Raw genomic sequence first — 13589 nt, 5'->3', positions numbered from 1 at the left:
ATTCAATCGCGAACGGCGAACGCGTCCGGCGCGCCGTGGCTCCAGGCCGCTTCCAGCATGTTGTCGAGGCTCATGCGGCCGTCCTGGTAGAGATTGACCGAAAACCAGTCCTTGCCGTCGAGCTTGGCCTGGTCGATCTCGACGCGCCCATAAGCCGTCAGCGCGGCCGCCACCTGCTTTGCTTCCGCGGCATCGTCGAAAGTGCCGGCGGCGACATAGTCATCGGATGGATCCTCCGGCTGTTTCCAGTTGCCCATGGCAGCTGCCGGCCCCTCCAGCGCTGCGAAGGCAGCGGCGGAGCGCTCCGTGCGCTCTGCCGCATAGTTGAGGCTCGCCATTTCAAACGGCAGTTTCGGGCTCCCGGCGATGTCGGGCCGTACCGGCGCGATGGGGCCGAAATCCGGCAGCACGACACTGTCGGCGCTGACGGGTTGTGCTGACGGGAAAGGTTCGGGCGTTGATGTCGAATCCGTCAACTGGCCAGGAAATGGGATGGCGGCGCTGGCGCGCGCCGGCATGCTCGGCATCGAGCCATTCATGGCGACCATCACGCCGGTCGGCAGCCCGTCGGACGGATCGGGCAGCTTGTTGCCCGGATGATAGGACGCCACGAGATAGGAGTCGTCGTTGCCTTCGAGTGGCGCACGGCCGACATAGTCGACCTTGACCCGTGCGGTGCCGATTTTCGAGTAACCCAGCATGTCAGCTGCGCGCTTCGACAAATCGATCAGGCGGCCCTCGTGATACGGGCCACGGTCGTTGACGCGCACGATAACCGAGCTGCCGTTGTCGAGATTTGTGACCCGCGCGTAGCTCGGCAACGGCATGGTTGGGTGCGCGCCGGTGAGCTGCGACAGGTCATAGACCTCGCCATTGGCGGTCATGCGGCTGTGGAATGCCTCGCCGTACCAGGACGCGGTTCCGGTCTTCGAATAGCGCTTTTCTTCCTTCGGGTAATACCACTTACCGCGCACCTGGTAAGGTTTGCCGAGCTGGTCGCGCCCTCCTCCGCGACGCATGGCGACGCGCGGGCTGGCTTTCACGCCGTAGTCGGATTCCGCGAAATATTCCTTGGAGCGCTTCTTGCTCACCATGCTTTTCGGCTCGGATGACGCGCAAGCGGCGAGAAAACCGACCGAAACGGCCAACAGCGCACAGGTGGAGATACGACGAAAACGCGCCGAACTTGGCATGCTGGAACTGTCCCCTCCGAACAACGGCGACGCTACTCAAACACAGGCGAAGCCGACGCGTTTCGTGTGACAAGCCTGTCCGACGCCCCGATCCCCAGAGCCCCTTTTTGCGCAGGAATTGCTTATCATGCGCTTAACCGACTATGGTCCGAAACCGGCGAGATTGTGGCGGAACGGTGGCTTTGCGCTGCGAACCAGCTTATTGGCTTACGAGGTGGATACTATCGCTTCCCACCCTGTTTCTGCCACCCGTCTTTGCCTTGTAAAGTGCTTGATCCGCCCGCTCCAACAGTGTGTTGAAGTTCTCCTCGCCCTTCGCAGTGTATGCCACGCCGACGCTGACTGTCACCGCTATCTGTTCGTTGACCCAGGCAACCGTTTTCTCCTCAGTCTTCATCCGGATGTGCTCGGCGAATTTTACTGCCATCTTCAGGTCGACATTGGGAAGAATGACGCAAAACTCTTCCCCGCCCACTCGAGCGGCGACATCTGAGACGCGGATTCTGGTGGAGAGAATTTCGGCAAAGTGACAGAGGACGAGGTCTCCCGCTGCATGGCCGTAGCTGTCGTTGATCGATTTGAAATGGTCCAGATCGAACAGAATAGCGGCCGTGTGGGCGCGCGCCGTCGATGAGTAGCGTTCCATCAACGCTCGGCGGTTGGGCAGCTTCGTCAGAGGGTCCGTCAGTGCCTCCATCCGATGAAAATGTGAAATCCTCGCCTGGTTGGCGGCAAGCGACAGTGCGCCGATGCTCACCAAACCAATAAGGACCACGATGGAGTTGATGGCTTCGGCCCAGTTTATCGGGAGTTCCGTCAGGGTCCATTTGCGCTCAAGCCCGATCGCCAGAGCGCAAAGAGCAAATGAGATTGCCGTGATGACGTAAAGTACCGCATCCGCCACCATCACAATCGGACCTTCCGCGCGGCCAACCCAATACTGCCAACCCGTCAACATCAGCAGGAGCGCGATTCCAAGGTTGGCGACTGCGGCACCGACACCAGATAATCCCAGGGCAAAAGCGCTGGCCGTCGAGAGAACTCCCAGTCCGGTGGCAATCCAGACTGCTGTCCAGCGGGTCTGGCCAAGCCGGAACTGAATGGAGCCAGCATAGATGAACCCAAATCCCATAAGAAGCGCAGTGAAGGACGCCATGTGGAGCAAAGGATCGTAATTGTGACCCACCACACTGATCAGCACGATGCCCAAGACGATGGAACCCAAGCCCAACGACCAGTTGAACAGGAAAGTGTCGCGGCGCGATCCGATCCAAGCCCCGAACAGAGTCGCACACAGCGCACCACAGGCGACGCCTACCGCGAGTAGAAGAGTGACCTGATCGAAAAACATGGGTCTTCAGAATTTCCGTCAGCCGACTGCGGGTCAAAGACCAAGTATTAGTGGCAAGCTCTCAAATTTCTGTTTCTTGTGACCTTTTGTCTATCCGCTCAATGACGAGCAATCTCACCCGCAGAGCCGCGCTTATGTATATTGCTCGGGCTACAGCTGCGTGAACGGGCGGCTGAAACCCGCAGCGGAATCGAAACCGACTGCCACACCGACTTCAGCAACATTCGTCTGCCTTCAGGATCAGGAACTGAAGTGGCGGAGGGAGTGGGATTCGAACCCACGGTGACATCGCTGCCACGCCGGTTTTCAAGACCGGTGCCTTAAACCGCTCGGCCATCCCTCCACTGTTCGGCCCCAACAAGGCAATTGTCTTGCTCTGCCGAACTGGTCGAAACCGGCTTTAGCGCTTTCCTGTTCCCAGCGTCAACGGGATCGACGGTGTCATTACGATTGTCGCTGATGTTAGGATAATCAAGCAGACGCTGAAGTGTCGGCTTTCCACGGCCATTCCACGCTAGGCGCTTGACGCCACAGGTCGATGCTCGTAGGGCCAGATTCATACCCCCCCGATGAGGAGCGCTTCCATCGATGGAAATCTTCACCGCAGCAGGTTTGTCGGCCCTCCTCCAGGTCATCGCCATCGATCTGGTCCTTGCCGGTGACAACGCTATCGTCATCGGCCTTGCTGCGGCTGGACTCCCTAAGGATCAGCGCAAGAAGGCGATCCTCGTGGGTATCGCTGCCGCCACGGTATTGCGCATCGGTTTCGCTCTGATCACCCAGTGGTTGCTTGCTATCGGCCCGATGCTGCTCATCGCGGGCGGCCTGCTGCTTCTGTGGGTGTGCTGGAAGATGTGGCGCGAACTAAGCGTCACCCACGAGGAGGAGCACGAGGCCACCGAGGCCTTGGACGATATCGACAGTGGAAAGGCGCCATCGGGGCCTGCGCGCAAGACATTTGCCCAGGCTGCCTGGCAGATCGTCATCGCCGACGTTTCGATGTCGCTGGACAATGTGCTCGCCGTCGCCGGTGCCGCAATGGAACACCCGACGGTGCTGATCATCGGCCTTGCGCTGTCGATTGCCCTGATGGGCTTTGCAGCGTCCTTCGTCGCGCGGCTGCTGCATCGCTACCGCTGGATCGCCTACATCGGCTTGCTCATCATCCTCTACGTCGCGCTGAAGATGTTGCTCGACGGTGCGGTGGAGCAGTTCCCCGAACAATTCCAATTCCTGACGCCATGGTTCGGCAAGGAAGCCGGTGCTGCGCATTGAGAGGCTGCACCCTGCGGTTTGCTTGATTTTGGAACTGTGCTATTGCGCCGCTGAATTGAGCGCTGCTTAAAGCGCACCAACTGAAAACCAGAGATTTCCGGGCCGGCCCTTCAAGGGTTCCGGCCCGCGTCCATTGGAACGCCACGATGACCGCAGCACCCCGTATCAGCTTTGTCAGCCTCGGATGCCCGAAAGCACTTGTCGATTCCGAGCGCATCCTGACGCGGCTGCGCGCGGAGGGTTATGAAATATCCCGCAAGCACGACGGTGCAGACCTTGTCGTGGTCAACACATGCGGCTTTCTCGATTCCGCGCGCGACGAGTCCCTGAATGCCATCGGCACGGCCTTGAAGGAGAACGGCAAGGTCATCGTCACCGGCTGCATGGGCGCAACGCCTGAGCTGATCCGCGAGAAACATCCGAATGTTTTCGCAATCACCGGTCCCCAGGCTTATGAAAGCGTGATGGAGGCCGTGCATGAGGCTGCACCGCCGGCACATGATCCGTTCACCGATCTGGTGCCGCCGCAGGGCGTCAAGCTGACCCCACGCCACTATGCGTATCTCAAGATTTCAGAGGGTTGCAACAACCGTTGCACCTTCTGCATCATCCCTGCCCTGCGCGGCGACCTTGTCTCGCGGCCGGCCGGGGATGTGCTGCGCGAGGCCGAAAAACTTGCCGCCGCCGGCGTCAAGGAGTTGCTGGTGATCTCGCAGGATACCAGCGCCTATGGCGTCGACATCAAGTATGCTGCCAGCCCATGGAAAGATCGCGAAGTTCGCGCCAAGTTCCTCGACCTGTCGCAGGAACTTGGCGAGCTCGGCATCTGGGTACGCATGCACTACGTCTACCCCTACCCGCATGTCGCGGATGTGATCCCGCTGATGGCTGAAGGCAAGATCCTGCCTTATCTCGACATTCCCTTCCAGCATGCCTCGCCGCAGGTCCTGAAGAACATGCGCCGTCCTGCCCATGGCGAGAAGACGCTGGAGCGCATCCGTTCGTGGCGAGACGCCTGCCCGGACCTCGCCATCCGCTCGACCTTCATTGTGGGCTTTCCCGGGGAGACGGAAGACGATTTCGAAATGCTGCTCGACTGGCTGGATGAAGCGAAGATCGATCGCGCGGGCTGCTTCAAATATGAACCGGTGAAGGGTGCACGTTCCAATGATCTCGGCCTCGAGCAGGTTCCGGACGAAGTCAAGGAAGCGCGCTGGCACCGCTTCATGCAGCGCCAGCAGAAGATCTCCGCTGCGCAACTGCAGAAGAAGGTCGGCAGGCGCTTGCCTGTCATCATCGACGAAGCGAATGGCACCGTCGCCAAGGGGCGCACGAAATACGATGCGCCCGAGATCGACGGCTCGGTGCAGATCCAGTCGCGCCGGCCGCTGCGTGTCGGCGATATCGTGACCGTCAAGATCGACAGGGCCGATGCCTACGATCTGCATGGCATGGCTGTCTGATTTTTCGACCGCCGAGCAGAGCACACCTGAATCAAAAAGGGCGCCGAGAGGCGCCCTTTTCCATTCCGTCATGCCGCCCACTTACTGCGGCAGCTTGTCGTCCACGCCCTTGACGTAGAAGTTCATGCCGAGCAGCGTCTTGTCGTCGGCTACCTCACCGTCCTTCAGCCACGCCGAGCCGTCCTGCTTGGCAACCGGACCGGTGAAGGGGTTCCAGCCATCGGCGATCTTCTTCTGAGTGGCTTCCGCCATCGCCTTCACGTCATCCGGCAGGTTGGTATAGGGCGCCATGAAGACCGCGCCAGCCTTGATGCCCTCCCAGCGGTCTTCCGGCTTCCAGGAGCCGTCCAGAACCTTCTCGACACGCTCGATGTAATACGGACCCCAATCGTCCACGATCGCGGTGTATTGCGACTTCGGCGCGAACTTGATCATGTCCGAAGCCTGGCCAAAGCCATGCAGGCCGCGTTCCTGAGCAACCTGGAGCGGTGCGGTGGAATCGGTGTGCTGCACGATGATGTCGGCGCCCTGGTCGAACAGCGCCTTGGCGGCGTCGGCTTCCTTGCCCGGATCGAACCAGGAATTCACCCAGACGATCTTGGCCTTGAAGTTCGGGTTGATCGACTGCGCGCCCAGCATGAAGGAATTGATGCCCATCACCACTTCCGGGATCGGGAAGGAGACGATGTAGCCGGCAACGCCGCTCTTGGACTGCTTGGCTGCGATCTGGCCGAGGATGTAGCGACCTTCGTAGAAGCGGGCATTGTAGATGCCGAGGTTCGGCGCGGTCTTGTAGCCGGTGGCGTGTTCGAACTTGATATCGGGGAACTTGTTGGCCACCTTCACTTCGGCGTCCATGAAGCCGAACGAGGTGCCGAAGATGAGCTTGCAGCCCTGACGCGCCAGACGTTCGAAAGCGCGTTCGGCATCCGGGCCTTCGGCGACGTTTTCGAGGTAAGCGGTCTCGACCTTGTCGCCCAGCTTCTTTTCGACCGCGAGGCGGCCCTGGTCGTGCTGGTAGGAATAGCCGAAGTCGCCGATCGGGCCGACATAGACCCAGCAGACCTTCAGTTTCTCAGCCGCTTCGGCGGAGACGGCAACGGACATCGCCGCCGCCGAAGTCATCAGGGCAATCAGTAATTTTTTCATGATGTTACCTCTCTGGATTAACCTTGCTATGCTTCTGTTTTTTCAGGTTGTCAACGATCCGGAACGAAGGCCTGTCCGAGCGATGCCGGCGTGTTCATCATGGTCAGGCGCTTGTTGCGCGAGATGATGACCAGGACCACGATCGTGGCGAGGTAAGGCAGCGACGACAGGAACTGCGAGGGGACCGGAATGCCGAAGGCTTGCGCGTGCAGCTGGCCAATCCAGACCGCGCCGAAGATATAGGCGCCGGCGAGGACACGCAGTGGCCGCCAGGACGAAAACACCACCAGTGCCAGCGCGATCCAGCCGCGTCCCGCTGTCATGTTCTCCACCCATTGCGGCGTGTAGACCAGCGAGAGATGACCGCCGGCAAGGCCGGCGCAGGCGCCGCCGAACATGACTGCGAGATAGCGGTATTTGATGACCTGGATGCCCAGCGCGTGCGCCGAGGTATGGCTGTCGCCGATCGAGCGCAAGGTGAGCCCCGTGCGGGTCTTGAACAGGAACCACGACACCCCGAACACGAGTACAATCGAAATGTAGAAGATCGGATCCTGGCCGAACAGCAATTTGCCGACCACCGGCAGATCCGTCAGCACCGGAATGTAGAGGTTGGGCAGGCGCTCGCCCGGCAGGCCGACAAAGCCGGTGCCCATCATGCCGGAAAGGCCGAGGCCGAGTAGCGTCAGCGACAGGCCCGTGGCAACCTGATTGGTCGCGAGTGACAGGGTCATCACGGCAAATAACAGCGAAAACAGTGCGCCGACGACGATGGCGGCGACGAGGCCGATCCAGGGCGAACCGGTCAGGAAGCCCGCGCCGAAGCCGGCGACAGCGCCCATCACCATCATACCCTCGACACCGAGGTTCAGAACGCCGGAGCGTTCGACCACCAGTTCGCCGATGGCGGCAATCAGAAGCGGCGTGGCAGCCGTCGCGATGGTCAGGAGAATGCTGACGGTCATGTCCATGTCAGTGAGCCTCCTCCAGCTTCGGCGAAGCGTCGAGCTTAGGCGCCGGTGCCAGGCCGACGAGCCGGATGCGATAGTGGATCAGCGTGTCGCAACCCAGGACGAAGAACAGCAGCATGCCCTGGAAGACGCGCGCCACCTTGTCGGAGATACCGAGCACGCTCTGGGCGGCTTCGCCGCCGAGATAGGTCAGGCCGAGCACCAGGCCGGCGGCGACGATACCGAGCGGGTTCAGGCGGCCAAGAAAGGCGACGATGATGGCGGTGAAGCCGTAGCCGGGTGAGATCGAGGGCTGCAACTGGCCGATGGCGCCGGAAACTTCGGAGATGCCGGCGAGGCCCGCGAAAGCCCCCGACAACATGAAGGCGAAAAACACCATGCGGTTGAAGCTGAAGCCGGCAAAGCGCCCTGCCCGCGGGCTCGATCCCAGCACACGGATCTCGAAACCCTTTAACATGCGGCTCATCAGGATCCAGACCAGCACAGCGGCTACCAGCGCGAAGACGAAACCCAGATTGGCGCGGCCCGACATCGGCATCAGTTCCGGCAGCACGGCGGACGGGTTGAACTGCACTGTCTGCGGGAAGTTGAAGCCCTTGGGATCGCGCCAGGGCCCGCGCACCAGCCAGTCGAGGAAGAGTTGCGCGACATAGACCAGCATCAGGCTGGTCAGGATTTCGTTGGTGTTGAAGCGCGTCTTCAAGAATGCAGGAATCGCCGCATAGGCAGCACCGCCAACCATGCCCATCAGCAACATCAGCGGCAGCACGAATGGTCCCTGCATTTCCGGATAGAGCACCGGTATGACCGAACCGACGATCGCACCGAAGACGAACTGACCCTCGGCGCCGATATTCCAGATGTTGGAACGGAAGCAGACCGACAAGCCAACCGCGATGAGGATCAGCGGGGCCGCCTTGATCGCCAGCTCATGCAGTTGCCACACTTCGGTAATCGGCGAAATGAAGTAGGTGTAGAAGGCCGTCAGCGGATTGATGCCAAGCAGCGCGAACAGGATCGCGCCGGCGACCATCGTCAGCGCGAAGGCGATGAACGGCGATAGCGCCGAAAACAGCATGGAGCGTTGCGGGCGCTTGACGAGTTCCAAGCGCATCACGCGGTCTCCAGCTTTTGGTCGACGTGTCCGGGTTCGGCGCCCCCCATCAACAGGCCGATCCTTTCAAACGTCGCTTCCGCGATCGGGATCGGCTTGGACAGTTCGCCGTTGTGCATGACAGCGATGGCATCGGAGATCTCGAACAGTTCGTCGAGATCCTGGCTGATGACCAGCACGGCCGAGCCGCCACGCGCCAATTTGATCAGCGCCTGGCGGATGTGAGCCGAAGCGCCGGCATCGACCCCCCAGGTCGGCTGATTGACGATCATGACCGTCGGCTGGCGGTCGAGTTCCCTGCCGACGATGAATTTTTGCAGGTTGCCGCCTGAAAGCGCTGCAGCCTCCGGATCAGGCGCGCTCTTGCGCACATCCATGATCTTGATGATGCGCTGTGCCGCTTCATAGACAGCGCCATTCTTGACCATGCCGCCCGAGCCGACGAAAGCCTTGCCGTCGGTGGCGTAGCGCGAGAGCAGCAGGTTCTCGGAAAGCTTCATGCGTGGTGCTGCGCCATGCCCCAGCCGCTCTTCCGGGACAAACGCAGCACCCAACAGACGGCGGCCGGTGATGTCCAGCTTGCCGGCGTCCTTGCCGCGAATGCGGACCGCGTCGGCGCTGGTTTGCTGCACTTCGCCGGACAGCGCTTCGAACAATTCGCCCTGGCCGTTGCCGGCAACGCCTGCGATGCCAAGGATCTCGCCTGCCTTCACGGAAAGCCAAATGTTCTTGAGCGGCATCGAGAACGGGCCCGCGGGCTTGCGGCTCAGTCCACAAACACTGAGCAATTCCTGTGCGCCGTCGAGCGTGATGGGCGTCCGCTCGGCGGATTTCACCTCGTTGCCGACCATCATGCGGGCCAGCGACGCCGCCGTTTCCTCGCGCGGATTGCAGTGGCCGACGACCTTGCCGTGGCGCAGGACCGTTGCACGGTCACAGAGGCGCTTCACCTCTTCCAGACGGTGCGAGATATAGAGGATCGACTTGCCTTCGGCGCGCAGCCGCTCCAGCGTTTCGAACAGTTTGTCGGCTTCCTGCGGCGTGAGCACTGAAGTCGGCTCGTCGAGGATGATCAGTTGCGGCGCCTGAAGCAGGCAACGGATGATCTCGATGCGCTGGCGTTCTCCGACCGAAAGGTCGCCGACAAGCGAGTCCGGATCGAGCGGCAGGCCGTAGGAATAGGAGAGCGCCCTCGCCTTTGCCGCGATCGAGCCGATCGGCGCGCCGTCATCCAGCGAAAGAGCGATATTCTCGGCCGCAGTCAGCGCCTCGAACAACGAAAAATGCTGGAAAACCATGCCGATGCCGAGCTTTTTTGCCACGCTCGGGCTGGTCATCCTGACCGGCTGGCCGTCCCAACGGATTTCGCCGGAATGCGGCTCCAGCGAACCGAACAGCATCTTCACCAGCGTCGACTTGCCGGCACCATTTTCGCCGAGAAGCGCGTGGATCTCGCCTTTTTCGATGGTGAGGTCGATATGGTCGCACGCCGTCAGCGTGCCGAATACCTTCGTCAGTCCGCGAACCTCGAGCAGGCTCGCGGCGGCTTCTTGTGCACTCACGGTGCCTCCCATTCGGTTTTCCCGAATATGTTCTTTGTTCCCGCAATCATCGTAGGCAGCAGCGGCTCAACTCCGATAGCAGCACGCAAATTGAAAGAGCTTCAAGAATTTCAGCAAAGCGCCGTGAATGCTTATGGAACAAGCACAGTCGTTCCCGTCGTCTTGCGCCCTTCAAGGTCGGCCTGGGCTCTTCCAGCGTCTTTCAAAGCATAAGTCTGATTGATCTTGATTTCGACGATGCCTTTCAGCACCACGTCGAACAATGCCTTGGCCGAGGCTTCGAGATCCTCGCGCCTGGCGTTGTAGACAAACAGTGTCGGCCGGGTGGCAAAGAGCGAACCCTTCTGGGCCAGGAGCGCGATATTGAAGGGCGGGATCGGTCCGGACGATTGGCCGAAGCTGACGAAGGTGCCGAGCGGGCGAAGGCAGTCCAGCGAACCCGGGAATGTATCCTTGCCGACCGAGTCGTAGACGACATCGCATTTGCGGCCGCCCGTCAGCCGGGCGACCTCGGCAACGAAGTCCTGCGTTCGGTAGTCGATGACATGGTCATAGCCGTGCGCCTTGGCGAGTTCGACTTTTTCCGGCGAGCCGGCCGTGCCGATCACCGAAGCGCCGAGATGCTTGGCCCATTGCCCGAGGATCAACCCGACACCGCCGGCTGCGGCGTGATAGAGGATCGTGTCGTCAGGGCCGACCTTGAATGTACGCCGCAGCAGATATTCGGCCGTCATGCCCTTCAGCATCACGCCGGCGGCCTGTTCATCGCTGATACCGTCCGGGATATTCACGACACGGTCGGCGGCGATCACGCGCTGTTCGGCGTAGGCACCGGTATTGATCACATACGCGATGCGGTCGCCTTGCTTAAGCCCTTTGACCCCTTCACCTATTTCCAGCACGACGCCAGCCGCCTCGCCGCCAGGGATCAATGGCAGGCCATTCGGCGCCGGATAGAGGCCGGTGCGGAAATAGATGTCGATGAAGTTGAGGCCGATCGCCGTATGCCTGACAAGGATCTGACCGGGGCCCGGACGACCAGGATCGGCATCCTCATAGACCAATGCCTCAGGACCGCCATGGGCGTGGATACGGACTGCCTTGCTCATTCTCAAACTTTCCTGGCGCCAAGATTAGGGAAGAACTGCATGACGCCACCGATACAGAACAGATAGATGCCGGTCAGGCTGATACCGATCTTGGTGAAAAGGCTGACCTGTTCGCCCAGAACGCCGATCTGGTTGTAGAAATTGGCAAGGGCCGACTGCGCCAGGGCAAGCGCGCCGAAACCGCACCATAACAGCGTCACCGTAAGGTTCACCGGCCGCAACCGCACAACGCGGACGGGGTGCAGGAAGTTGATCGGCACGAAGGTGAGGATGCCGGCTATCACCACCACGGCAAACGACACCCATTGCCCCGGTTCGATGACGAACAGCGTGAAGACCACCATGTTCCACACCACCGGGAAGCCCTTGAAGAAATTCTCCTTCGTCTTCATGCCGGTGTCGGCGTAGTAGATCGCGCTCGACACCACGATGATGGCGGCCGACAGGAACGAAAGCCCCTCGCCCATGAAACCGCGCTGGTAGAGCGCGAAGGCCGGGATCAGCACGTAGGTAACATAGTCAATGATGTTGTCGAGCAGCTCACCCGACCAGGTCGGCAGGATTTCCTTCACTTCCAGCTTGCGCGCAATCGGCCCGTCGATGCCGTCGACGAACAGCGCAAGCCCGAGCCACCAGAACATTGCCGTCCAGCGTTCTTCACTCGCAGCGACCAGCGACAGGAAAGCCAGGAACGAGCCGGACGCGGTGAGCAGGTGGACGGAGAACGCCCTCGCCTGCGGCCACGTCACCTTCTTCTTAGGGCGTGGGATACGCTCGGCGATCTTTTTTGCGGTTGTTTTCTTCTTCACGGGCCTCGCCAATCCAGCTTGCAGATTTCGGCCGAGCGGCCGGCGAAATTCCAGTTGCGACCGAAGGCACGCATACGGCTCTTGTCGGATTTGGCAACAATGATCTCTGGCGCAATCCAGTATTCGGAGTTGCTGATCACTGTGTCCTTCCCGCGCGCCTTGCCGGGAATGGGCGTGATCGCACCGTCGATGATCTTCGGGATCTGGAAAACGCGCGTTCGGTCCTGGGTCTCGTAGGTGATCGGGGCCTGTTCGACGCCGAGGAACTTTCCGACGAGGATCGACAGAAGTGACGTCGTGCCACCAGCCTTGCCGGTGAAGATCTTGGTCAATGCCTTCACGGCATGGATCGAGGCCCGCTTGTCGATGAACAGACCCGCGGTCCAGTTGCCGCGACTCATGTAGCCCGGGATTTCCATGATCAGGCCGAGATTGAGCCCGGAAAGATCGACATCACCGAAATGGCCGGCATCGATTCGAAAGCCAGCCCAGGTCTGGCAATAGCCTTCCGTAGGCGGATGATTGCCGAGCGACAGCACACAGGGACAAAAAACCGTGCAATTGCAAGAGAGTACAAGCTCTCCTTTCATTGCCCAACTATGGTCGGTCATCGCCTGGTGTCCCTCTAACACAGGGACACTAATAGCAGGGCGGTGGCCCATACAAGCAGTATCACTCCGGCGATCCTGCTTGGCAGGCGGCCATTCACTTGTTTTTCGAGCAAGGCGAACAGCCCGAGCAGCACCATCCAGAACAGGTTCATGATGCCCACGGCAAACATCACCAGCATCAGCGCCCAGCAGCAGCCGAGGCACCATATGCCCTGCTCCGTTCCCAATCGGAAAATGCGTTGGGGCTTATCACTCCAGCGCGCAAACAGAATGGAAAACGGCCGCCGGCATTTCTTGAGGCAGGCTTCCTTCAAGCCGCTGAACTGGTAGAGGCCAGCTGCACCCAGCAACACGGCGGCGGCGACGCCGCTGGCTGGACCGAATGCCTGCCCGTCCGGGGCTATCGCCTGCAATCCCAGTGTCAGGCCAGCGAAGGCCAATGACGCGACCAGCCAGACTGCCAGATAGCCCGCCACGAGGATCAGCGGATGCACCACGGGTTCACCCTTGATGCGAGCGGTATCTGCGATCTCACAGTAGGTGCGGATCATTGGCGCTGCGGAAGGCAACATGGTCGCCACAGCCATCAGAAACCACATCGTTGCCAGGGCCGAGAACTGGCTGATCGAATAAGCCTGGAACGGTGCCGGTCCTACGCAGAGCGCGACGAAACGTTCAAGCACAGTTGGCAGCGGTATCGTCGGTAGATCTCGCAGCAGGCTACCGCCAGGAACGGAGCCGGCCAACCCCGCCTGTGCGCCGCGCATTGCCATGCCGGCCAGCAGCAGCCATGCCAGGAGAACGGCTCCGCCAAGCACTGCCACAACCACGTAACGCGGTTTGGCGCCGACGCCGGCAACAGCCCGCCCAACGCGGTCGAGATGGCTGAAATCATCACTCTGGCCGGTCATAGGCTGAATCGCCACGTTGATCACGCAAGTCCGGCTGCACTATATGCGTTGTTCATGGCAGGTCGACCGCT

At 60.7% G+C, this 13589-nt stretch carries 13 protein-coding genes and 1 tRNA gene; 3 read left to right on the top strand and 11 right to left on the bottom strand.

Going from position 1 to position 13589, the window contains the following annotated elements; genetic code table 11:
* Positions 1-2 precede the first annotated feature (2 nt).
* A complete protein-coding gene (locus ACFWXH_RS07425; RefSeq protein WP_379118753.1) occupies positions 3-1094 on the bottom strand; it encodes a septal ring lytic transglycosylase RlpA family protein in 1092 nt (363 codons plus the stop codon).
* On the opposite strand from ACFWXH_RS07425, the gene ACFWXH_RS07420 reads away from it, so the two are divergent.
* Positions 1084-1263, top strand: coding sequence for a hypothetical protein (locus tag ACFWXH_RS07420; RefSeq protein ID WP_244483319.1), 180 nt, complete (start codon positions 1084-1086; stop codon positions 1261-1263). The genes ACFWXH_RS07425 and ACFWXH_RS07420 overlap by 11 nt on opposite strands.
* A gap of 129 nt (positions 1264-1392) precedes the next feature.
* Here ACFWXH_RS07420 and ACFWXH_RS07415 read toward each other — a convergent pair whose 3' ends face one another.
* The gene (locus ACFWXH_RS07415) at positions 1393-2544 is read right to left on the bottom strand and encodes a diguanylate cyclase (RefSeq protein ID WP_379118750.1); all 1152 of its coding nucleotides are present in this window, start codon (positions 2542-2544) and stop codon (positions 1393-1395) included.
* A gap of 253 nt (positions 2545-2797) precedes the next feature.
* A tRNA-Ser gene (locus tag ACFWXH_RS07410) sits at positions 2798-2887 on the bottom strand.
* Positions 2888-3132: 245 nt separating this feature from the next.
* Here ACFWXH_RS07410 and ACFWXH_RS07405 point away from each other — a divergent pair.
* Together ACFWXH_RS07405 and rimO are read left to right on the top strand one after the other, a co-directional pair.
* A complete protein-coding gene (locus ACFWXH_RS07405; protein WP_379118748.1) occupies positions 3133-3819 on the top strand; it encodes a TerC family protein in 687 nt (228 codons plus the stop codon).
* Positions 3820-3965: 146 nt separating this feature from the next.
* Positions 3966-5282, top strand: a complete 1317-nt coding sequence (rimO, locus tag ACFWXH_RS07400; RefSeq protein ID WP_379118746.1) for a 30S ribosomal protein S12 methylthiotransferase RimO — start codon at positions 3966-3968, stop codon at positions 5280-5282.
* 81 nt (positions 5283-5363) lie between these two features.
* Here the strand turns inward: rimO and ACFWXH_RS07395 are convergent, their stop codons facing one another.
* The 8 genes from ACFWXH_RS07395 to ACFWXH_RS07360 all read right to left on the bottom strand — a co-directional run bounded on the left by ACFWXH_RS07395 (position 5364) and on the right by ACFWXH_RS07360 (position 13518).
* On the bottom strand, positions 5364-6431 hold the full coding sequence (locus ACFWXH_RS07395) for a BMP family ABC transporter substrate-binding protein (RefSeq protein WP_054309925.1): 1068 nt from the start codon (positions 6429-6431) through the stop codon (positions 5364-5366).
* 50 nt (positions 6432-6481) lie between these two features.
* Entirely contained in the window at positions 6482-7402 is a 921-nt protein-coding gene (locus tag ACFWXH_RS07390; RefSeq protein WP_379118744.1) for an ABC transporter permease, read from the bottom strand.
* Between the two features lies 1 nt (position 7403).
* Positions 7404-8519 carry an ABC transporter permease gene (locus tag ACFWXH_RS07385; RefSeq protein WP_379118742.1) on the bottom strand — a complete coding sequence of 372 codons (1116 nt, stop codon included), beginning with the start codon at positions 8517-8519 and terminating at the stop codon, positions 7404-7406.
* The gene (locus ACFWXH_RS07380) at positions 8516-10090 is read right to left on the bottom strand and encodes an ABC transporter ATP-binding protein (protein ID WP_379118740.1); all 1575 of its coding nucleotides are present in this window, start codon (positions 10088-10090) and stop codon (positions 8516-8518) included. Before ACFWXH_RS07380 ends, ACFWXH_RS07385 begins: the two co-directional genes overlap by 4 nt.
* A gap of 119 nt (positions 10091-10209) precedes the next feature.
* Positions 10210-11187 carry a quinone oxidoreductase family protein gene (locus ACFWXH_RS07375; protein WP_379118738.1) on the bottom strand — a complete coding sequence of 326 codons (978 nt, stop codon included), beginning with the start codon at positions 11185-11187 and terminating at the stop codon, positions 10210-10212.
* 2 nt (positions 11188-11189) lie between these two features.
* The gene (gene pcsA, locus ACFWXH_RS07370; protein WP_082407288.1) at positions 11190-11996 is read right to left on the bottom strand and encodes a phosphatidylcholine synthase; all 807 of its coding nucleotides are present in this window, start codon (positions 11994-11996) and stop codon (positions 11190-11192) included.
* Entirely contained in the window at positions 11993-12607 is a 615-nt protein-coding gene (locus ACFWXH_RS07365) for a DUF1326 domain-containing protein (RefSeq protein WP_379118736.1), read from the bottom strand. Before ACFWXH_RS07365 ends, pcsA begins: the two co-directional genes overlap by 4 nt.
* 14 nt (positions 12608-12621) lie before the next feature.
* Entirely contained in the window at positions 12622-13518 is an 897-nt protein-coding gene (locus ACFWXH_RS07360) for a DUF2182 domain-containing protein (protein ID WP_379118734.1), read from the bottom strand.
* Between the last annotated feature and the right edge of the window lie 71 nt (positions 13519-13589).

Origin of the sequence: Mesorhizobium sp. NPDC059054 (genome assembly GCF_042739215.1) — a bacterium.
GTDB lineage: Bacteria > Pseudomonadota > Alphaproteobacteria > Rhizobiales > Rhizobiaceae > Mesorhizobium.
Note: the sequence above shows the minus strand (reverse complement) of the source record. Positions and strands in the feature narration are given on the sequence as shown.

What these genes read in the sequence shown, in the direction of transcription:
- ACFWXH_RS07425 (WP_379118753.1), bottom strand. Translation starts at nt 1,094, where the DNA reads ATGGTGAGCAAGAAGCGCTCCAAGGAATATTTCGCGGAATCCGACTAC.
- ACFWXH_RS07415 (WP_379118750.1), bottom strand. Translation starts at nt 2,544, where the DNA reads ATGTTTTTCGATCAGGTCACTCTTCTACTCGCGGTAGGCGTCGCCTGT.
- ACFWXH_RS07405 (WP_379118748.1), top strand. Translation starts at nt 3,133, where the DNA reads ATGGAAATCTTCACCGCAGCAGGTTTGTCGGCCCTCCTCCAGGTCATC.
- rimO (WP_379118746.1), top strand. Translation starts at nt 3,966, where the DNA reads ATGACCGCAGCACCCCGTATCAGCTTTGTCAGCCTCGGATGCCCGAAA.
- ACFWXH_RS07395 (WP_054309925.1), bottom strand. Translation starts at nt 6,431, where the DNA reads ATGAAAAAATTACTGATTGCCCTGATGACTTCGGCGGCGGCGATGTCC.
- ACFWXH_RS07390 (WP_379118744.1), bottom strand. Translation starts at nt 7,402, where the DNA reads ATGGACATGACCGTCAGCATTCTCCTGACCATCGCGACGGCTGCCACG.
- ACFWXH_RS07380 (WP_379118740.1), bottom strand. Translation starts at nt 10,090, where the DNA reads ATGGGAGGCACCGTGAGTGCACAAGAAGCCGCCGCGAGCCTGCTCGAG.
- ACFWXH_RS07375 (WP_379118738.1), bottom strand. Translation starts at nt 11,187, where the DNA reads ATGAGCAAGGCAGTCCGTATCCACGCCCATGGCGGTCCTGAGGCATTG.
- ACFWXH_RS07365 (WP_379118736.1), bottom strand. Translation starts at nt 12,607, where the DNA reads ATGACCGACCATAGTTGGGCAATGAAAGGAGAGCTTGTACTCTCTTGC.
- ACFWXH_RS07360 (WP_379118734.1), bottom strand. Translation starts at nt 13,518, where the DNA reads ATGACCGGCCAGAGTGATGATTTCAGCCATCTCGACCGCGTTGGGCGG.